Raw genomic sequence first — 20079 nt, 5'->3', positions numbered from 1 at the left:
AAACCAACATTATTATCAGAATAGTTCGTGAGTCTGGCCATTATCCATAAGAGTGGTGCCGGCTTCATGTACCGAATACTCGGTAGGTTGTGTCCCCTCGATAAAGTATTCAGAACGACTGCCTGGCCCACCTGTGGAGAGTTTACCGGTCTGTTTATCAATCACGACACTAACAATCCCTGGCGGTGGTGCAACTTTTTTCTCCGGTATCCCTTCCAGGGCCACTTTCATAAAGTCATCCCATGCTGGCTGGGCAGTTTTCGCGCCACCCTCAGCACCTGAAATCTGATCTGATATTGCCCCTGATGCCGAGCTGCGCCCTAAGTCACGGCGATGATCATCAAAGCCAATCCAGACTGAAGTCACGGTATCCGGGCCATAGCCAGAGAACCAGGCATCTTTTGAATTGTTGGTGGTACCGGTTTTACCGCCGATATCTTTACGTTTCAAATCACGCCCTGCACGCCAGCCTGTCCCCATCCAACCCGGTTCCCCGAAGATGTTAGAGTTCAAGGCATCGTGCATTAGAAACGCCAGCGGAGTGCTGATCACATGTGGCGCATATTGCCCATCACTATTCATCTTCGCTTGTGCCGGCGTGACTTGTTCCAGCTCTGGCATTGGGACGTTACTGGCATTATCGCTCTGTGAAGTTGCGACGTTTTCGGTATTATCGTCAGACAGCACGACAGAACGCTGAGTATCACCGTAAATGACCGGCAAGTTACACTCTTCACAGACAATCTTCGGTTTCTCTTCAAACAACACATTGCCAATATCATCGGTGATTTTGGTAATGAAATACGGATCAACTAAATAGCCGCCGTTTGCCAGCACTGCATAGCCACGAACCAGCTGCAATGGGGTAAATGAGGCAGAACCTAATGCCAGTGATTCCGAATGCACAATGTTTTGTGCTGGGAAACCAAAGCGTTGCAGGTATTCAGCTGCGTAATCCACACCCATAGCGCGCATGGCTCGTACCATGACCACGTTTTTCGATTGGCCTAAACCTTGGCGCAAGCGAATCGGGCCGTCATAAGTTGGTGGTGAGTTCTTTGGTCGCCAGTCCGTACCTGCACCGGCATCCCAACGGGTGATTGGTAGGTCGTTGAGGATCGTTGCCAGAGTCAGGCCTTTATCCATTGCTGCGGTATACAGGAATGGTTTGATATTCGAACCGACCTGACGCAATGCTTGTGTCGCACGGTTAAACTTACTTTGGTTAAAGTCAAAACCGCCGACCAGTGCCTTAATTGCACCATTGTTCGGATCGATAGAAACCAAAGCCGAGTTGACGTCTGGCACTTGTGCCAGCCACCAACTGTCATCCACTTTTCTCACCCAAACCTGCTGACCCGCTTGCACCACATCCGTAACTTTCTTCGGTGTCGGCCCTTGAGCATTATCCGATTTAAATGGACGCGCCCAACGCATACCGGCCATCGGCAGCGCTACGCTACTCCCATCGGCCAAGATAGCAGTCGCTTGTTCGGGAGTTGCCGCCGTGATTACTGCAGGTAGCAGCGGGCCATACACTGGCAATGTTTTCAGTGAGTCAATAATTTGCTCATTGCTCCAGGCGTTCTCACCCACTTTCCATAACACATTGGATGGGCCGCGATAGCCGTGGCGCATGTCATAAGCCAACACATTGGCGCGTAAGGAGTCAACAGCCGCTAACTGGAGCTTTCTGGTGATAGTGGTATAGACCTGGTAGCCGTCGGTATATGCATTTTCACCGTAACGCTTAATCATCTCCTGACGCACCATTTCTGACAGATACGGCGCGGAGAAAGCAATTTGTGGTGCGTGGTAGTTGGCAACCAGTTCTTCACTGCGGGCCTGATCATATTGGGCCTGAGTGATATATTTTTCATCTAGCATACGTGACAGCACGACATTACGGCGTGCGACCGCTCGGTCGTGTGAATAAAGCGGATTGAATGTCGACGGTGCTTTTGGCAACCCGGCAATCATCGCCATTTGGCTGAGTGTCAATTCATTGACGTCTTTACCAAAATACACCTGTGCTGCTGCACCAACACCATAGGCGCGATAACCCAGATAAATTTTGTTCAGATACAGTTCAAGAATTTCATCTTTAGTTAGCAACTGTTCAATGCGAATAGCCAGAAAGGCTTCCTTGATTTTTCGCATCAAGGTTCGTTCCGGGCTTAAGAAAAAGTTTCGAGCCAATTGCTGGGTAATAGTACTTGCCCCTTGAGAGGCGCGACCAGAAACCATGGCAATAGAGGCCGCACGCAGGATACCCACTGGATCCACACCGTGATGCTCATAGAATCGGCTATCTTCTGTAGCAATAAACGCATGCACCATTTCTGGTGGTATTTGCTTTAGTGTCAAAGGGATACGGCGTTTCTCACCGTATTGAGCGATCAATTCGCCCTCGGCGCTATACACCAACATAGGCGTTTGCAGCCGGACATCTTTCAGCGTGGCAACATCGGGTAGCTGAGGCTCAATATATTTGTACAGACCAAATATCGAGGCTGCTCCCAGTAAAATGCAACACACCGCAAGGATTAAAAGATACTTTACGAACTTCACCTGAGATTTCCCATTCAATGTCAATTGGGCAGTTTATAAACAACCGCGCCGTAGTATAAAGGCAAGCCCGGAACATGGATACGTTCTTTTATTCTCTCTCGACACGGAGGTCGACAAAGGTGTACTCACAATATTGGCAGGTCGGGCTAGATATTCAAATGGAGGCTATACGCGCACTGGCTGTTATCAGGCGCCGCTATGGCTGGCAACTACGCTATTGGTGGTCTCAAAGCTTACCTTCTGGCGTTTTGCGTGAAGGCATTTTACAACAGCCAGATGTGGTTAGCGACAAACTCAAATTATTACGTAAACAATTACCGCGACATATCTCATTACGTATTGCATTGCCCGCACAGCGCATATTGCAACAATCGCTTGCGGCCCCGGACCGGCGGCTGCGTGAACCTGAGCGCGAGGGTTACATCAATGCGGCGGCAAGTCGGTTATTTCCAGTGAATAGCCAGGAGTTGGCACTGGATTATCGGGCGGGAGCCACACCTAATGGTGACTTGTTAATCACTGCTGCTCGGCGGTCAGAAATCCTACAATGGCAAACATGTTTACATCGAGCCAACTTGCCATCACATATCATTGATATCACGCCTTGTGCCTTGCGCTATATGGCTACAGCAGCAGGTTTGTCGGGGGTGTATTGCTTGGTTTATCGCCTAGCAAATGAGTGGTTATGGGTCTCGTCCAGCGATATGCCGTTTGAATTTGGAGTAGTGGCTATTGATTTGGATGAGGATGGAGTGGCAGGGCGTCTGTCTAAGGAAGGTAAGTTGTTAGCTGCCTTATTGGCACAACTTCATGCTCGTTACGCCAAGCAAAACAGTGCGCTGGCGACTATTTATTACAGCAGCACCTTAGATGAAGCCCCACCTGAAAATACCATCGGCTGGTCCCCCTTTACTGCATTTACCCAGTATCAACCGCCGCTGCCTCCTTTACCTGCGGCATTTACTCTGGCCGGAGGGCTGGCATTACGCCCGGCAGACTACTGATGTATCAGGTTAATTTTTCATTATGGCGTGCCGAACGCCAGTTAACGCGCTATCGATTCTGGCGTAATGCGGGATTATACCAATGCGCACTCTTAGCCCTTATTGTGGGGGGAATATTAATGCAATCTCAAACAGTAAAAACGCGTCAGCAGAATAGTCTGGCTGGGCTTTTACAGCAGCAAACCGCATTAAGTCAGCATCATAAAGCCGTACAGCAAACAATGGTCCGGTTACAGCACGTAGAGCGGCGCTTGCAGGTTTATCGGCAGGTGCGTCAACCCGCACAGCGATATTCCACATTATTACAGCAGCTATCACAGGAAATACCGAATAGCTGTTGGCTAATCAGTGTCATACCACAAGGCGACAAGCTGGTTTTTGAGGCTATCAGCCAAGACTATGCCAACATTAATACCTTCTTGGTGAAATTAGGCCGCTTGCCGCTGTTGGCAAATATCCACTTACAAACAATTGCTCAGCGGGATGACGGTAATTTCCGTTTTGTGGCACAGGCTGACTGGCAGGGTGGGGAGAATCATAATGATGAATAAGCAGCTCCAGCGCTGGATGGACCTACCGGGCTGGCAGCTTTGCTTATGCCAATGGGGGTTGCTGGGGTTGCTCTATGTGACAGTTTATAGCGCGGTTTTACGTCCTGAATGGCAACGGCGGCAGCTCATCGCCGATGAAGTTACCCTGCATCAGCAACAGGTTGAACAGCAGCAATCAGCACTAGCGCAGTTGCCATCTCTCTTACTCTTGCGCCAGAAAGTGAACGAATTAAGTGCCATAGAAATATCACAGCAGCAAAGCTCAATAGCTCATTTAGTAGGTAAATGGATTACGCCATATGGTGGGCGGGTTATTGGTTGGCGGCGAGAATTGAGGCAAGAAAGCGAAGCTGTAGTAGATTCAGTTGGATACCAGCAGTGGCAGGCCACTTTACAGGTTAATTTTTATGGGTTACTCCACTTATTGCGCCAGTTATCGTCAATCTCATCCCCGGTTCAGGTCCAACGTATTGAAATTATGCGTGATCGCCATCGGCTAACAGTAAAACTCAATCTAAAAGAGTATCTCGTCGGGAGTGCCAATGAGTAATTACAAAGAAGGATTTCTCACGGGGTTATTGCTGCTGTTTGTCACGAGAATTTCGCCTGCGTGGGCGGAAATTTCATTGGTCGATATTGGGCGCAATCCCTTTCAACAAGTTACTGCGGAGGCTTGTGATGATGGCCGGGAAAAACTCGCCACTTGGCAGTTGCAGGGCACAGTACGCGGCACTGATTACTCTGCCGCGTGGGTACAGCAACCTGGTGGACGTTGGCAAAAATTGGGAGTAGAGACAATGTTACTGCCGCATTGGCGAGTTACCCACATAGGTGAGCAGCAGGTGAGCCTCCTGTATATCAATCCAAATAGACCTTGCCCAGGTTTATCGGAAGCAGTGGTGTTGTCGATGCACTGAGTTAATTGTTTCTCTCATAATCAGTATTAAAAGGAATTGGTCTGATGGATATTTATGCAATCAACCCTAAGGGCTGGCTGGCTGCTGCGCTTAATGCTAGGGGCACACAGTTGCCCATTCTGTTACTTTTTGGGCTATTACTTATCAGCACTGTCTCACATAGTGCGAAAGGTGGGGAACCCGTCACATTGGAGTTTCAGAACACCCCAGTTTCTATGGTGTTGCAAGCGCTGGCCGATTATCAGCAATTGAATTTAGTCATTGCCGCCGACGTCGGCGGTAATCTTAGTTTGAGATTAGTCGACATCCCTTGGGAGCAAGCTCTGGCAACCGTTTTGCGTATGAGCCGCCTGAAAGTTGAGCGCGAAGGGGCGATTATGATGGTTTTTACTGAACAGGATATTGAAGAAAGGCAGCAACAAGCGAAACAAAAAGCAGCGCCCGAATCTCTGAGTAATCTGACTCTTGCTTTGCAATATGCAGATGCAGAGAGTGTCGCAGACAGCTTGAATCTTGCCGAGGGAGGGCTACTTTCTCCATTGGGGAGTGTGGTGGTAGATAAACGTACAAATACATTATTAATTCGCGACACTCCTGCATCATTAGCATTATTGAAAAGCTGGCTAGTAGAGATGGATTTGCCTCTACAGCAAGTGCAGTTAGCTGCCCACATAGTGACAATCAGCCGGGAGAATTTACACGAGCTTGGTGTGCGCTGGGGAATGGGTGAAGGGAAGCCAAATACTTCACTTAAAATGAGCGATTTTAATGTCAATTTGCCACTGCCAAACAGTGCGATCAATGCAGGATTTAATGTTGCCCGCATTGGTGGGCGGCTGTTAGAACTAGAGCTGAGTGCGTTAGAACAAGAAAACCAGGTCGATATTATCGCCAGCCCACGACTGGTCACTTCACATCAACAAACAGCCAGCATCAAGCAGGGTTCTGATATCCCTTATACTGTCTCTGGTGGTAAAAAAGGTGCAACGACTATCGAATTTAAAGAAGCGGTATTAGGGATGGAGGTCACACCGAAAATACTGCGTAATGGCAAAATTACTTTAAACTTGAAAATCAGCCAAAATATGCCCGGAATGGCAATGAAACGTGGTGATAGTGAAACTTTACTAATCGATAAGCAGGAAATAAAAACCCAAATAACCGTAAATGATGGTGAAACCATCGTCTTAGGGGGGATTTTCCAACAAAAAAGCAGTCAGGGCGTTAACAAAGTGCCAATACTGGGCGACATTCCTTGGTTAGGAGGGTTATTTAAACAAGATACTCAACAGCAAAATCGGCGGGAATTAGTCATTTTCATTACGCCAAGGTTAATCAGTGCTTGAGCCTTATAAGATACCGTTTGGTGAAAACAGGCCAATCTTGGTGACTTTCTGCAACTTTTTGTGTGATAGGAGGCTTCTAAATTTGACGCTGCGTCAGATTTAGCTTACAAGGGTTACCGAATTGAGCTCCGAGGTTTTTAATAACGTTGATACGCCGATAAAAACGTATGGTTTCCCTCCCACGACGTGTACAACGATTTATTCGGTTGCCAAACTACCAGAAGTGCTGAGATAATTTTCCGTCTGATCTCGCACTATCGCTCATGAGGTTTCAGTTTAGGTCCCGTTGCTAATTTGATTGGCGGGGCGGGTTATCATTAACGAATAGTCTTAGTAATACCAAAAACATGGCAGAGAAACGCAATATCTTTCTGGTTGGGCCTATGGGTGCCGGCAAAAGCACTATTGGTCGTCAGTTAGCTCAGCAACTCAATATGGAGTTTTTCGACTCTGATCAAGAAATTGAGCGACGTACCGGAGCTGACGTGGGCTGGGTATTCGACGTGGAAGGCGAAGAAGGTTTCCGCGATCGTGAAGAAAAAATTATTAATGAACTGACGGAAAAACAAGGCATTGTTCTGGCAACCGGAGGTGGCTCTGTTAAATCTAGAGAAACCCGTAACCGTTTGTCAGCCCGTGGCGTGGTGGTGTATTTAGAAACCACTATCGAAAAGCAGTTAGCCCGTACACAGCGCGACAAAAAACGTCCGCTGTTGCAGGTTGATTCGCCTCCGCGTGAAGTGTTAGAAGCACTGGCAAGAGAACGTAATCCGTTGTACGAAGAAATCGCAGATGTCACCATCCGCACTGACGATCAAAGCGCGAAAGTTGTTGCTAACCAGATTATCAACATGCTGGAAAGTAACTGATTTTAGCATTTTACTCATGCCTACGGGCGTAAGTTAAGAAGGTTACTGGGCGCGACATGGAGAAGATTACTGTCACGTTAGGGGAGCGTAGCTACCCCATTACGATCGCTGCTGGATTGTTCAATGATCCGGCCTCTTTTAAGCCGCTAAAGGCGGGTGACCAGGTGATGCTGGTGACTAACCAAACGCTGGCTCCACTCTATCTGGATTCGATCCGGGCAGTGCTGGAAAAAAGCGGCATCAAAGTTGATCAGGTGATTTTACCTGATGGTGAACAGTACAAATCTCTTAGCGTTCTGGAGCAGGTGTTTTCTGCCCTTCTGGAAAAACCGCACGGTCGTGATACTACGCTGGTCGCCTTAGGCGGCGGTGTAGTGGGCGACCTGACCGGTTTTGCCGCTGCTTGTTATCAGCGCGGTGTTCGCTTTATTCAAGTTCCTACCACTTTACTTTCTCAAGTGGATTCTTCTGTCGGTGGTAAAACCGCAGTGAACCATCCATTGGGCAAGAACATGATTGGTGCTTTCTACCAGCCTGCATCGGTGGTGGTTGACCTTAATTGCCTCAAAACTCTTCCTCCACGTGAGCTTGCTTCCGGGCTGGCTGAAGTTATCAAATACGGCATCATTCTTGACGCAGCTTTCTTCGATTGGTTAGAAGCAAATATCGACGCATTACTCGCACTGGATATGTCAGCTCTGGCTTACTGCATCCGCCGTTGTTGCGAATTAAAAGCCGATGTTGTCGCAGCCGACGAACGCGAAGAGAGCGGGATGCGCGCTTTACTCAATTTGGGTCATACTTATGGTCATGCCATTGAGGCCGAAATGGGTTATGGCGTCTGGCTACACGGTGAGGCTGTTGCTGCTGGGATGATGATGGCGGCACATACCTCTCGTCGATTGGGCCAGTTCTCAGCCAGAGATGTCGAGCGTATCAAAAAGCTACTTTTACGTGCTGGTCTGCCAGTCTGTGGGCCGCAGGAAATGACGCCAGAGTCCTATCTGCCGCATATGATGCGAGATAAAAAAGTGCTGGCAGGTGAGCTTCGTTTGGTACTGCCAACCGCTATAGGTCAGTCTGAAATCCGTAGCGGCATTGCACATGATATAGTGCTGGCGTCGGTCGCTGATTGCCAGTGATAGGAAATGGCATAAGTACGATACTCATAAATCCACGTTTATAAATCCATGTTTATAAATCTATGTTTATAAGTTCTATGCTCATAAGTTCTATGATGTTGTATCATAAGAATATCATATTCCTTTGCTGCGGGTGGTTAAGCCTGTTTGCAGTCAGTAAAATCAATCAGCCGGATCGCAATGATAAATGCGGTAGGCTTTTGCCTCTAGTTGGAGGGTTTAGATGGATGATTTAAAGCCGGAAGACGATCTGAAACCAGATAGCAGTGACCGTCGTCCTACACGTGCCCGTAAGTCTTCGGCCGGGCCTAAGCTTGCTATTTCGCGCCAACATATGATGATTGGTATCGGTATTTTGGTGTTGCTACTGATCATTATTGCCATCGGTTCAGCTCTGAAAGCCCCGACCGAGCATGAGGCATCTCAACAGAACCCCAATGTTGATGCGGCGAGAAATATTAATCTGTCTGATTCTGCTTCGCTCACCAGCGGCAATAACACGCAACCCGGTGTGGCAAATAATGCCAGCGATGGCCATGATGCCAATGGGGTGAAGAATACCGCTCAGCCACAAGATATCAGTGTTCCACCGATATCACCGACACCGACCGAGGCCGCACCACAGTCTTCTGCCAATGGTCCGACCCAGCGTGTCGAATTACCGGGCAACATGTCTGATGCACTCTCTCAGACACAAGGCGAAGTTGATACGCTGTCTCAAAACATGAATGACGGCCAGACATCAACTTTACCGACAGCGCCGGCAACCGTTTCGAGCTCGAAAGGGGCCAAAGCGCCAGCTGCACGCGAAACGATTACCCATCCCGCGCAAAAACAGGCCACAGCGACGGCCAAGCAGCCCGCTGTTAGCCACAAAGGGCCAACAACGGCAGTTTCCCCAGCGGCATCTGCGGTGGCAAAATCAGGTTCTACGGGTAGCAGTAGCACTTTGAAGAATGCTCCTGGCAGCCATTTCACGTTACAGCTGAGCAGTGCATCACGTTCAGACACGCTGAATGCCTATGCAAAACAACAACGATTAACTGACTATCATGTTTATGAAACTAAACGTGATGGTAAGCCTTGGTACATCTTGGTAAGTGGCAACTATGCTTCTTCTGCTGATGCGAAAAGGGCTATTGCGACACTACCAGCCGATGTTCAGGCGAAAAAACCGTGGGTTAAACCTGTACAGCAAGTACAGCAAGACCTTAAAAAATAAATCATTCTTATTTGTGCGCTGATGTGCTGTCTGAAACAGAGTACAATCTGCGGCTCTGAATTATTAAGTAGCTAACTGACGGCATGAAGAAAAACCGCGCTTTTTTAAAATGGGCTGGTGGGAAATATCCGCTGGTTGATGACATACGACGCCATCTTCCAGCGGGAGACTGCTTGATAGAGCCATTCGTCGGTGCGGGGTCGGTGTTTCTTAACACTGAGTATGAATCTTACATACTGGCCGATATCAACAGCGATCTTATCAACCTCTACAATATCGTGAAGAACCGCACCGATGACTTTGTGCGGGATGCTCGCGTTTTATTTACTGGCGATTTCAATAATTCCGAGCAGTTTTACCTACTGCGCCAAGAGTTTAACGCCAGTACCAATGCCTATCGCCGAGCATTATTGTTTCTCTATTTGAATCGCCATTGTTATAACGGTCTGTGTCGTTATAATTTGAGCGGTGAATTCAATGTGCCTTTTGGTCGTTACAAAAAACCTTACTTCCCGGAAGCAGAGTTATATTGGTTTGCTGAAAAATCGCAACATGCTGTTTTTGTTTGTGAACACTATCAGGAAACCTTATTAAAAGCCGTGCATGGAGCGGTAGTTTATTGCGATCCTCCGTATGCGCCATTATCAGCAACGGCTAATTTTACGGCATATCACACCAGTAATTTTGGTCTTGCGGATCAACAGAATCTGGCTCGTCTTGCTTACCAGCTATCAGCAGAAAACAAGATCCCGGTTCTGATTTCTAATCACGACACAGAATTGACGCGCGATTGGTATCATCAGGCGTCACTGCATGTGGTAAAAGCGCGCCGTACTATCAGCCGTAATATCCTTGGCCGTAGTAAAGTTAACGAGCTTTTGGCGCTGTATAGCTGAGCGGAAACAGCCACTTAGTCAAGATTCAAACCCAGCGATTTGTGAAATAGGAAGCCTAACGTTGATGTTTATCAATTAGATGGTTAGCGTTAAGGCTGATATTTCATAAAGCAAAGAGACATGTTTGGAGAAGCGGATGAAAAAGTTTTTAATTGCCCCGTCGATTCTGTCAGCTGATTTTGCCCGACTGGGTGAAGACACTGCTAAGGTGCTGGCTGCCGGCGCTGATGTTGTGCATTTTGATGTGATGGACAATCATTACGTGCCTAACCTGACCATCGGGCCGATGGTGTGCAAGGCTTTGCGCGATTATGGTATTACCGCGCCGATTGATGTGCACTTGATGGTGAAGCCGGTTGATCGCATTGTCCCGGATTTCGCCAAAGCAGGTGCCACCTATATTTCATTCCATCCTGAAGCTTCTGAACATGTTGACCGCACTTTACAACTCATCAAAGAGAGTGGTTGTAAGGCGGGTTTGGTGTTCAATCCAGCCACGCCTCTGAGCTATCTTGATTACGTGATGGATAAGCTGGATGTCATTTTGTTGATGTCGGTAAACCCCGGTTTTGGTGGGCAGTCATTCATTCCTGAGACACTGAACAAATTGCGCCAGGTGCGCAAACTCATTGATGACAGTGGCTATGACATTCGTTTGGAAGTCGACGGTGGGGTGAAAGTGGATAATATTCGCCAGATAGCCGCTGCGGGCGCGGATATGTTTGTCGCGGGATCGGCTATTTTCAATCAGCCAGATTATGCCGCAGTCATTGATGCGATGCGCAGTGAATTGGCGATGTCTGCTAATGACTAAATTTGATGCTATCCGCGGTGTCGCTTTCGATCTGGATGGCACATTAGTTGATAGTGCTCCGGGGCTAGCCAGCGCGATTGATATGGCGTTGCAGCACCAAGGTTTACCGGCTGCTGGTACAGATTTGGTGTCGACCTGGATTGGCAATGGCGCCGATGTGTTAGTGGAGCGAGCTTTGCGTTGGGCGGGCCGTGAACCTGATACACAGGCGAGTGCCCATACACGCGAGCTATTTGACCATTATTATGCCAAGACAGTCGAACAGGGGAGCCAGCTATTCCCACAAGTGAAAGCAACCTTGGCGCAATTGGCTGCTCAAGGGCTACCTATGGGGCTGATTACCAATAAGCCCTCGCCGTTTGTTGCTCCATTGCTGGAGTCTCTGGGGATTGCCGATTATTTCTCCGTCATCATTGGCGGCGATGATGTTGTGGTGAAGAAACCTCACCCGGCACCGTTGTATTTGTTGTTGGCTAAACTCGGCTTACATGCCCGTGAAATGCTGTTTGTCGGTGATTCGCGTAATGACATCATGGCCGCGCAGGCGGCGGGTTGCCCAAGTATTGGGTTAACCTATGGATATAACTACGGTGAAGCTATTGCCACCAGTCATCCAGACTGTGTGCTGGAGCACTTTGCCGATCTGTTGCCCGCAATCGGGCTGCCATCTTTAAAAGATCAGGAAGTATAAAATGAGTAAACCCACTGAATCAGCTATATCCGATAAATCAATAAAGCCTATCGTATTTAGCGGCGCGCAGCCGTCCGGCGAATTGACCATTGGCAATTACATGGGTGCACTGCGTCAGTGGGTACAGATGCAAGATGATTATGATTGCATCTATTGTATCGTTGATCTGCATGCTATCACTGCTCGTCAGGACCCGACTCTGCTGAGAAAGAGAACGCTGGACACTTTGGCACTCTATCTGGCGTGCGGCATTGATCCGAAGAAAAGTACCATCTTTGTACAATCTCATGTGCCAGAGCATTCACAATTGAGCTGGGCGCTGAACTGCTATACCTATTTTGGCGAACTGAGCCGCATGACCCAGTTCAAAGATAAGTCTGCCCGCTATGCTGAGAATATTAACGCCGGTCTATTCGATTATCCGGTATTGATGGCGGCAGATATCTTGCTGTATCAGACCAATCAGGTGCCAGTGGGCGAAGACCAGAAACAGCATCTGGAACTGAGCCGTGATATCGCGGGCCGCTTTAATAATCTGTATGGCGATATCTTTAAAATCCCTGAGCCGTTTATTCCTAAAGCGGGTGCGCGGGTGATGTCATTGCAGGATCCAACCAAAAAGATGTCAAAATCTGATGACAACCGTAATAACGTCATCGAATTGTTGGAAGACCCTAAATCAGTCGTGAAAAAGATTAAACGCGCGATGACAGATTCTGACGAACCTGCAGTTATTCGCTATGACATTGAGCAGAAAGCCGGTGTTTCTAACTTGCTGGATATCCTGTCTGGTGTGACAGGCCAATCTATTCCTGAGCTGGAAGCACAGTTTGAAGGCCAAATGTACGGTCATTTGAAGGGGGCGGTTGCCGATGCCGTTTCTGGCATGCTGAGCGAGTTACAGGCGCGTTACCACACTTATCGTGAAGATGAGGCTTTCTTGCAAGAAGTGATGCGGGAAGGGGCGGCGAAGGCACGTGCCCGAGCGCAAGATACATTGGCGAAAGTGTATGAAGCTATTGGTTTTGTTGCACATCCATAAGTCAATTGCGTGCGTAATGGAATAAATCATTGAAGGGGGAGCTCTCCCCCTTCTTCGTCAACTCAGCTTATCCCACTCTTTCAGCTGCTTCATTTAACGTTGTTTTGCCATGCTCCGCACTGGAAAACCAGTTCAGTTTTTCACGTAAACTGACTACGCTGCCGACAATAATCAGGCTTGGGCTGCTCACCTGTTGAGAAAGTAAGGCTAGTTGGCTCAGTTCGCCGCTGACCACCCGCTGATGTCGCGAAGTGCCGTTCTCGACCAAAGCAACCGGTGTGGTCGCTAACATACCGTGTTGAATTAGTTGCTGCTGAATCTCGCTAGCTTGTGATAACCCCATATAGAACACTAATGTCTGTTTTTCTGCGGCTAAATTAGCCCAATCTAACTGACTGTCTTTCTTGGCATGACCCGTAATCAGCCGCACACTTTGTGCGTGATCTCGGTGCGTGAGGGGAATACCACTGTAAGCTGAGCAGCCAGAAGCCGCAGTGATGCCCGGCACCACTGAAAACGGAATATTGTCGTCTGCCAGTGTTTCCAGTTCTTCGCCGCCACGACCAAAAATAAACGGGTCGCCACCTTTTAAGCGCACCACACGTTTTCCTTGCCGCGCTTGCTGCAACAGGATTTGATTGATTTCCTCCTGTGGTACGGTATGGCGGCCTGACGCTTTACCGACAAAAATCCGCTCGGCATCACGCCGCACCAGATTCATCACTTCATCGGAGACCAGCCGGTCATACACCACCACATCGGCTTGCTGAATCTGCTGCAAACCTTTCAATGTCAACAAACCGGCATCACCCGGCCCGGCTCCCACTAACACCACTTCTCCGCGAGAGCTTAGCGGGGCGTTGAACAGTTGCTCAATGTGTTTCTCGACTTGTACTTGGTCTGCATTCGCCAGTGATTGCGCGAGACGGTCATGGGTCAGCAGCTTTTCCCAAAAACGGCGACGGTCAGTCATGGCGGTAAAATGCTGTTTCACTCGTTGGCGTAAATTGCCTGCCAGTTGCGCCAATTGCCCCAAATGTTGAGGCAAGATGGCTTCAAGTTTTTCCCGCAGCAATCGGGCCAACACAGGCGCTTTGCCGCCAGAAGAGATGGCGACCATGATCGGTGAGCGGTCAATGATTGAGGGCATAATAAAGCTGGTGCGTTTGGGGTCATCAACCACATTGCAAAACACCCGCTGTTGGTTAGCGCTTTGATAAACTAATGCATTGACGGCCACTTGGTCGGTGGCGGCAATCACCAGCCACTTCTCTGCCAACAGTTCTGGAACAAACTCGCCGCATATCAATGAAAGCCGCCCCTCATCTGCCCAATCGTGAAATTGTGGCGTAAATTCGCAAGCATTGACGGTGACGACTGCACCGGCATCCAGCAGCAGGCGGGCTTTACGTTCGGCAACTTCACCACCACCGACCAGCAGGCAGGCTTTGTGTTGCAGTTGGCAGAAAATCGGGAAGTAGTCCATCGGCAATCCTTCAAGTTAAGGCCGCTGTGTGGCAAAACCAGCCCCTAAGGGCTGGTGATATCTCGGAACGTTTGGATAATTACTGCTTCACCGCTTGTGGCGCGCTAACTGCCGCAGGCTGTGGACGTTGGTCGCGTGGGGTGGCATACCAGTAGCCAAGGCCCATAAATACCGCGCCAGACAAGGTATTCCCCAGCGTGACCCACAACAGGTTGTGGCCGATGCCGCTTAAGGTGTAAGCCTCACTATGGTGACCAAACCAAGACAAGGCGAACAGGGTCATATTGGCGACGGAGTGTTCGTAACCCGAGGCAATAAAGGCCAGTAAGCACCACCAGATAGCGATAAATTTCGCCGCGCCTTCTACGCGGATCGCCATCCAGATCGCCAGACAAACCAGCCAGTTACATAATACACCTTTGAAGAATAAGGTCATAGCGGGCGCCGAGGTTTTTGCCAGTGCGGCGGAATGAACCAAACTGGTGTCTACCGGCAGTAAGCTGCCACCGCCGTAGTAATAGAGCAGGGCGACAAAAATGGAACCCAACAGATTTCCCAACCAGGTTTGTGGTAAAACAGCCCACATTTGGCTGGATTTGATGGTGCCCGCTTTGACGCCGAAAGTCAGGAACATGGTGTGGCCGGTAAATAGCTCAGAACCGGCGATAATCACCAAGGTCAGTGCCAGGCCAAAGGTCGCCCCCATCACTAACGGACGATAAGCTGGGTCAATCAAATTACCCAGTGTGAAAATCAAAATAATACCCAGGCCAACATAGGCACCGGCCATGGCGGAGCCAATCCAAAAGCCCAATGGGCTTTCTTTGGCCAGTTTGACGATGCGGGCCGCATTGGCCGCGCATTTATTGATGGTGTCTGTATACATACTCTATCCCAGTCCCCTTGAGCTTGACGCTGCAGCGGTGCTCTCACTAACCCGAATCACTGACTTATGTAAGCTCATCGGGATTAGCTCATTGGCTACCTTGCTGCAACGCCAATATCTTTGGGGGTGATTGATGTTATTTTTGTTAAGGATCCAGATTGACCGAATCCTTCCATTATTTATCAGGCTTTAACTTGCACAATGCCGTCACGGACTCGCACGTCATAATGAGCAACCGAGCGAGTTTCATCTTCCATACACAGACCATCGTGCAGCCGGAAATGCTGTTTTTTCAGTGGGCTGGCAACCCACAAATCACCTTTATGCTCAGCAATTAATCCACGCGATAACACACTGGCCTGTGCAAAGGGGTCGATATTGCTGATGGCGAAGACTTGTTCGTCAGCATAAGGGCGGAAAACCGCGACTTGATGCTCACCGATCAGGCCACAGACACCACTACCGGGCAAAATGTCGTTTAATGGGCAAAGTGGAATCCACTGACTCATTGGTTGTCCTCCAGTTCCAGTACCCGGACTGGGATGCGTTCATCTGGACGTGCCGGGCGATGTTGTTCACGTTCACGAACCACTTGTACATTCGGGTCACGCAGCGGGCTGTTAATAAAGTGGGCGAAACGAACTTGTGCCGCCGGGTTTTCGACGGTGACTTTCCATTCACAAGTCACTTTGTCGCGCAGGCGGGCAATATCGGTTTCTAACTGCTCGTTGATGCCCAGTTTGTCGTCGATAATTACGGCGCGCAGGTAGTTAATGCCGCCTTCGAGGCTTTCCAGCCAAACCGAGGTACGTTGCAGCTTATCGGCGGTACGGATATAGAACATCATAAAGCGGTCGAGGTAGCGCATCAGGGTATCTTCATCCAGATCCGCGGCCAGTAAGTCGGCATGACGTGGTTTCATACCGCCGTTGCCGCAGACATACAGGTTCCAGCCATTCTCGGTGGCAATGATTCCCACATCTTTACCCTGTGCTTCAGAACATTCACGGGTACAGCCGGAGACACCAAATTTCATTTTATGTGGTGTACGAATGCCTTTGTAGCGATGTTCCAGCGCAACACCAAAGCCGACGCTGTCACCCACACCGTAGCGGCACCAGGTGCTGCCAACGCAGGTTTTCGCCATACGCAGTGCCTTGGCATAGGCATGCCCGGTCTCAAAGCCCGCTTCAATCAGTTGCGCCCAGATAGCCGGTAGGTCATCTTTTTGTGCGCCAAACATCCCCACTCGCTGAGAACCGGTCAGTTTGGTGTACAAGTTATATTGCTTGGCGATACGGCCAATGGCCAACAGGCCGTCTGGCGTGATTTCGCCCCCCGGCGAACGAGGAATAACCGAGTAGGTGCCGTCTTTTTGAATATTGCCGAGGAAGTTGTCGTTGGTGTCCTGCAACGGCATATGTTGCGGCGCTAAAATATAGTCATTCCAGCATGATGCCAGCAGTGAACCCACCGTCGGTTTACACACCTCACAACCGTAACCTTTGCCATATTTCGCCAACAAGTCGTCGAAGCTTTTAATCCCTTCGACACGAATCAGGTGATACAGCTCTTGGCGAGAATAAGCGAAGTGTTCACATAAATGATGATTGACTTCAATGCCTTGCTTACTGAGCTCAGCATTTAGTACTTGAGTCACCAATGGGATACAACCACCGCAGCCAGTACCGGCTTTAGTGGCGGATTTCAGCGCCGCTACGGTATGACAGCCCTGGCCGATAGCCTGAATAATGTCACCTTTGGTGACGTCAAAACAGGAGCAAATTTGTGCGGTATCCGGTAGGGAATCGACCCCCATCGCCGGTTTGCTACCTGCATGGGCAGGTAAAATCAGACTGTCTGGGTTTTCTGGCAGCTCGATGTTGTTCAGTACCAGTTGTTGCAGGTTACCATAATCGCTGGTATCACCCACCAGCACGGCTCCCAACAGGGTTTTGTTGTCGGCACTGACCACCAGACGTTTGTAAATTTCTTTACTTTCATCCAGATAGACATAGCTGCGCGCACCTTCAGTACGGCCATGGGCATCACCAATCCCACCGACATCAACCCCCAGCAATTTCAGCTTGGCGCTCATATCTGCACCCTGGAAAGCATTCTCGCGCCCCAGTAAGTGGTCAGCAGTAACCTGCGCCATTTTGTATCCCGGAGCCACTAGCCCAAAAGTGCGCTCCTGCCATGAGGCGCATTCGCCAATGGCGTATACATCTGGATCAGAAGTCTGGCAATAATCATTGATAGCAATACCGCCACGACGTGCTGTGGCTAGGCCGCATTGGTGGGCCAGCTTGTCTTGTGGGCGGATCCCGGTGGAGAAGACGATAAAATCCACTTCCAACTGCGTGCCATCGGCAAACAACATGGTTTTACGGCTGTTTTTGCCGGAATGGACAATCTCTTGGGTATTTTTGCCGGTATGAACTTTCACGCCCATGCGCTCAATCTTCTGGCGCAGTTGGTCACCGCCCATCGGATCAAGCTGCTCAGCCATTAAGACCGGAGCAAACTCAATTACATGAGTTTCAATCCCCAGGCTTTTCAAGGCACCCGCGGCTTCTAATCCTAATAACCCGCCGCCAATCACAGCTCCGCGTTTACTGCGGCGAGTGCAAGCTTCGATAGCATTTAAGTCTTCAATGGTGCGATAAACAAAACAATCTTGCCCCTCGCTACCCTTAATGGGCGGGATCCATGGGTAAGAACCGGTCGCCATAATCAGCTTGTCGTAATACAGCGTCCGCCCGCTATTGGAATGAATCACTTTCTCAGTGCGGTTGATGGTAATGGCGCGTTCGCCTACCAGCACTTTGACACCGTGCTTTTCATAAAAGCCTTCGCGAACCAATGACAGTTCTTCAGCAGTATGATGGGAGAAGTAAGAAGAAAGATGTACCCGGTCATAAGCGATGCGTGGCTCTTCGCAAAACACGGTTATCTCAAATTGGTCTTTATCTGCTTTATCCAGTAAGTCTTCAATAAAGCGGTGGCCGACCATACCGTTGCCGATGATGGCAAGTTTGACTTTGCTCATTTTTGCCTCAATTTTTAGTTTTCTACCCTCACCTTAATCTTCCGTGCAGCGCATTTATTGATGTAAATCAATTAGCTTGCTATATACCTCTAAGGAGGTAGATAGCTGATTTATAACGTTTTTTATAAGTTGCGGATTTTATTCATCTTTAAGCTGAAAGGTTTCAGTTATGGAATGATGTTTTATTAAAAGAAAATCGGGCAAGTGGCTGTAGGTCGGGTAAGCTAAAGCCAATCACTCATCTATGGTGGGGCAATCTGTCATGAACCATTTATTAACCACTATCAATAATGTGCGTCTTGCTGGGCAAAGCGGGTTTTGGCAGATAACTATTGCTGATGGCAAAATTACGGCGGTTTCGCCACAACCCGAACAAGTGGCTACCGGCGCGGGCACACTGGATGCCCAAGGTGGGCTGGCATTGCCGCCATTTATTGAGCCGCATATTCATCTGGATACCACCCAAACCGCGGGTCAGCCAAGCTGGAACCAGTCCGGTACCCTGTTTGAGGGTATTGAGCGCTGGGCCGAACGTAAAGCCCTGCTGACTCGCGAAGATGTTAAGCAGCGCGCATGGCAAACACTGAAATGGCAAATCGCCAATGGGATCCAGCATGTTCGTACCCATGTCGATGTTTCTGACCCCAGTTTGACGGCGCTGAGTGCCATGTTGGAAGTGAAAGAGGAGGTTAGTCCGTGGGTCGATATGCAAATTGTCGCCTTCCCGCAAGAGGGGATTCTTTCCTATCCCGATGGTGCAGCCCTGTTAGAAGAAGCCCTGCGGCTAGGGGCTGATGTGGTCGGTGCCATTCCTCATTTCGAATTTACCCGCGAATATGGCGTCGAATCTCTGCATATTGCTTTTGCTCTGGCACAGAAATATCAGCGTCTGGTAGATGTGCATTGTGATGAAATTGATGATGAACAGTCGCGCTTTGTCGAAACCGTGGCGGCATTAGCGCACCGGGAAAACATGGGGGCGCGGGTGACGGCTAGCCACACCACGGCGATGCACTCCTATAATGGCGCTTATGCTTCTCGGCTATTCCGCCTGCTGAAAATGTCCGGCATTAATTTTGTCGCCAACCCGCTGGTAAATATTCATCTACAAGGGCGCTTTGACACCTATCCAAAGCGCCGGGGTATTACGCGGGTTAAAGAGATGCTGGCTGCAGATATTAATGTCTGTTTTGGTCATGACGATGTGTTTGACCCGTGGTATCCGCTAGGCACCGCCAATATGTTGCAGGTATTGCATATGGGATTACATATTTGTCAGCTGATGGGATATAGCCAAATCAATGATGGGCTGAATTTAATAACCACCCACAGTGCCAGAACACTGAATTTATCAGATTATGGTTTGCAGCCCGGCAACAGTGCGAACCTGATCATTCTACCTGCTGACAATGGTTTTGATGCTGTGCGGCGACAGGTGCCGGTGCATTACTCTATTCGTCAGGGTGTGGTGATTGCCAAGACACAACCGGCAGAGAGCCGGATATATTTGGGGCAAGAGGAAGTGATTAACTTCAAATAGCAATTAGCTTCGAATAGAGATTCATTTTGAATCACAGTGGGAAATGCCCT

At 49.2% G+C, this 20079-nt stretch carries 18 protein-coding genes; 13 read left to right on the top strand and 5 right to left on the bottom strand.

The features are described 5' to 3' along the window. Positions 1-15: 15 nt before the first annotated feature. Complete coding sequence (gene mrcA, locus DJ58_RS10160) at positions 16-2571, bottom strand: peptidoglycan glycosyltransferase/peptidoglycan DD-transpeptidase MrcA (protein WP_032911092.1); 2556 nt, start codon at positions 2569-2571, stop codon at positions 16-18. A 119-nt stretch (positions 2572-2690) separates the two neighbouring features. Here mrcA and pilM point away from each other — a divergent pair, with 119 nt between their 5' ends. From pilM to trpS, 12 genes are all read left to right on the top strand, one after another. Then, a complete protein-coding gene (pilM, locus tag DJ58_RS10165) occupies positions 2691-3575 on the top strand; it encodes a type IV pilus biogenesis protein PilM (protein WP_004709346.1) in 885 nt (294 codons plus the stop codon). Beyond that, positions 3575-4126: a PilN domain-containing protein gene (locus tag DJ58_RS10170; RefSeq protein ID WP_032913244.1), complete on the top strand. Its 552-nt coding sequence runs from the start codon at positions 3575-3577 to the stop codon at positions 4124-4126. Before pilM ends, DJ58_RS10170 begins: the two co-directional genes overlap by 1 nt. Then, positions 4119-4676, top strand: coding sequence for a hypothetical protein (locus tag DJ58_RS10175; protein ID WP_032911123.1), 558 nt, complete (start codon positions 4119-4121; stop codon positions 4674-4676). The genes DJ58_RS10170 and DJ58_RS10175 overlap by 8 nt, the downstream gene beginning before the upstream one ends. Continuing rightward, positions 4669-5043, top strand: a complete 375-nt coding sequence (locus tag DJ58_RS10180) for a pilus assembly protein PilP (RefSeq protein ID WP_032911091.1) — start codon at positions 4669-4671, stop codon at positions 5041-5043. The genes DJ58_RS10175 and DJ58_RS10180 overlap by 8 nt, the downstream gene beginning before the upstream one ends. A gap of 44 nt (positions 5044-5087) precedes the next feature. Continuing rightward, complete coding sequence (gene hofQ / locus DJ58_RS10185; protein WP_204365711.1) at positions 5088-6389, top strand: DNA uptake porin HofQ; 1302 nt, start codon at positions 5088-5090, stop codon at positions 6387-6389. A 347-nt stretch (positions 6390-6736) separates the two neighbouring features. Continuing rightward, the gene (gene aroK, locus DJ58_RS10190) at positions 6737-7258 is read left to right on the top strand and encodes a shikimate kinase AroK (RefSeq protein WP_004709337.1); all 522 of its coding nucleotides are present in this window, start codon (positions 6737-6739) and stop codon (positions 7256-7258) included. Between the two features lie 56 nt (positions 7259-7314). Next, a complete protein-coding gene (gene aroB, locus DJ58_RS10195) occupies positions 7315-8400 on the top strand; it encodes a 3-dehydroquinate synthase (protein ID WP_004709335.1) in 1086 nt (361 codons plus the stop codon). 223 nt (positions 8401-8623) lie between these two features. Continuing rightward, positions 8624-9622, top strand: coding sequence for an SPOR domain-containing protein (locus DJ58_RS10200; RefSeq protein ID WP_004709333.1), 999 nt, complete (start codon positions 8624-8626; stop codon positions 9620-9622). A gap of 83 nt (positions 9623-9705) precedes the next feature. Then, positions 9706-10518 (top strand): adenine-specific DNA-methyltransferase, encoded by an 813-nt coding sequence (gene dam, locus DJ58_RS10205; protein ID WP_004709331.1) that lies wholly within the window; start codon positions 9706-9708, stop codon positions 10516-10518. A 136-nt stretch (positions 10519-10654) separates the two neighbouring features. Continuing rightward, entirely contained in the window at positions 10655-11332 is a 678-nt protein-coding gene (gene rpe, locus DJ58_RS10210; protein WP_004709329.1) for a ribulose-phosphate 3-epimerase, read from the top strand. Next, the gene (locus DJ58_RS10215) at positions 11325-12023 is read left to right on the top strand and encodes a phosphoglycolate phosphatase (protein ID WP_032911089.1); all 699 of its coding nucleotides are present in this window, start codon (positions 11325-11327) and stop codon (positions 12021-12023) included. The genes rpe and DJ58_RS10215 overlap by 8 nt, the downstream gene beginning before the upstream one ends. Before the next feature lies 1 nt (position 12024). Beyond that, entirely contained in the window at positions 12025-13065 is a 1041-nt protein-coding gene (gene trpS / locus DJ58_RS10220; protein ID WP_004709326.1) for a tryptophan--tRNA ligase, read from the top strand. Positions 13066-13132: 67 nt separating this feature from the next. Here the strand turns inward: trpS and cysG are convergent, their stop codons facing one another. The 4 genes from cysG to nirB all read right to left on the bottom strand — a co-directional run bounded on the left by cysG (position 13133) and on the right by nirB (position 18489). Beyond that, entirely contained in the window at positions 13133-14551 is a 1419-nt protein-coding gene (cysG, locus tag DJ58_RS10225; RefSeq protein WP_004709324.1) for a siroheme synthase CysG, read from the bottom strand. Positions 14552-14630: 79 nt separating this feature from the next. Next, positions 14631-15437 (bottom strand): nitrite transporter NirC, encoded by an 807-nt coding sequence (gene nirC / locus DJ58_RS10230; protein ID WP_004709322.1) that lies wholly within the window; start codon positions 15435-15437, stop codon positions 14631-14633. Between the two features lie 182 nt (positions 15438-15619). Continuing rightward, complete coding sequence (nirD, locus tag DJ58_RS10235) at positions 15620-15946, bottom strand: nitrite reductase small subunit NirD (protein WP_032911087.1); 327 nt, start codon at positions 15944-15946, stop codon at positions 15620-15622. Continuing rightward, positions 15943-18489: a nitrite reductase large subunit NirB gene (gene nirB / locus DJ58_RS10240; protein WP_004709317.1), complete on the bottom strand. Its 2547-nt coding sequence runs from the start codon at positions 18487-18489 to the stop codon at positions 15943-15945. Before nirB ends, nirD begins: the two co-directional genes overlap by 4 nt. 244 nt (positions 18490-18733) lie before the next feature. Between nirB and DJ58_RS10245 the strand changes: the two genes are divergently transcribed. Next, positions 18734-20029, top strand: coding sequence for a cytosine deaminase (locus DJ58_RS10245; protein ID WP_004709315.1), 1296 nt, complete (start codon positions 18734-18736; stop codon positions 20027-20029). Positions 20030-20079: the final 50 nt, after the last annotated feature.

It is taken from the genome of Yersinia frederiksenii ATCC 33641, assembly GCF_000754805.1.
In the GTDB taxonomy this organism is placed as follows: domain Bacteria; phylum Pseudomonadota; class Gammaproteobacteria; order Enterobacterales; family Enterobacteriaceae; genus Yersinia; species Yersinia frederiksenii.
The sequence above is the reverse complement of the archived record's forward strand: the minus strand, read 5'-3'. Positions and strand labels throughout refer to the sequence as shown.

Bases quoted from the DNA above. Each gene is read 5' to 3' on its own strand.
- DJ58_RS10170 (WP_032913244.1), top strand. From the start codon at position 3,575: ATGTATCAGGTTAATTTTTCATTATGGCGTGCCGAACGCCAGTTAACG.
- DJ58_RS10175 (WP_032911123.1), top strand. From the start codon at position 4,119: ATGAATAAGCAGCTCCAGCGCTGGATGGACCTACCGGGCTGGCAGCTT.
- DJ58_RS10180 (WP_032911091.1), top strand. From the start codon at position 4,669: ATGAGTAATTACAAAGAAGGATTTCTCACGGGGTTATTGCTGCTGTTT.
- hofQ (WP_204365711.1), top strand. From the start codon at position 5,088: ATGGATATTTATGCAATCAACCCTAAGGGCTGGCTGGCTGCTGCGCTT.
- aroK (WP_004709337.1), top strand. From the start codon at position 6,737: ATGGCAGAGAAACGCAATATCTTTCTGGTTGGGCCTATGGGTGCCGGC.
- aroB (WP_004709335.1), top strand. From the start codon at position 7,315: ATGGAGAAGATTACTGTCACGTTAGGGGAGCGTAGCTACCCCATTACG.
- DJ58_RS10200 (WP_004709333.1), top strand. From the start codon at position 8,624: ATGGATGATTTAAAGCCGGAAGACGATCTGAAACCAGATAGCAGTGAC.
- dam (WP_004709331.1), top strand. From the start codon at position 9,706: ATGAAGAAAAACCGCGCTTTTTTAAAATGGGCTGGTGGGAAATATCCG.
- rpe (WP_004709329.1), top strand. From the start codon at position 10,655: ATGAAAAAGTTTTTAATTGCCCCGTCGATTCTGTCAGCTGATTTTGCC.
- DJ58_RS10215 (WP_032911089.1), top strand. From the start codon at position 11,325: ATGACTAAATTTGATGCTATCCGCGGTGTCGCTTTCGATCTGGATGGC.
- trpS (WP_004709326.1), top strand. From the start codon at position 12,025: ATGAGTAAACCCACTGAATCAGCTATATCCGATAAATCAATAAAGCCT.
- cysG (WP_004709324.1), bottom strand. From the start codon at position 14,551: ATGGACTACTTCCCGATTTTCTGCCAACTGCAACACAAAGCCTGCCTG.
- nirC (WP_004709322.1), bottom strand. From the start codon at position 15,437: ATGTATACAGACACCATCAATAAATGCGCGGCCAATGCGGCCCGCATC.
- nirD (WP_032911087.1), bottom strand. From the start codon at position 15,946: ATGAGTCAGTGGATTCCACTTTGCCCATTAAACGACATTTTGCCCGGT.
- nirB (WP_004709317.1), bottom strand. From the start codon at position 18,489: ATGAGCAAAGTCAAACTTGCCATCATCGGCAACGGTATGGTCGGCCAC.
- DJ58_RS10245 (WP_004709315.1), top strand. From the start codon at position 18,734: ATGGTGGGGCAATCTGTCATGAACCATTTATTAACCACTATCAATAAT.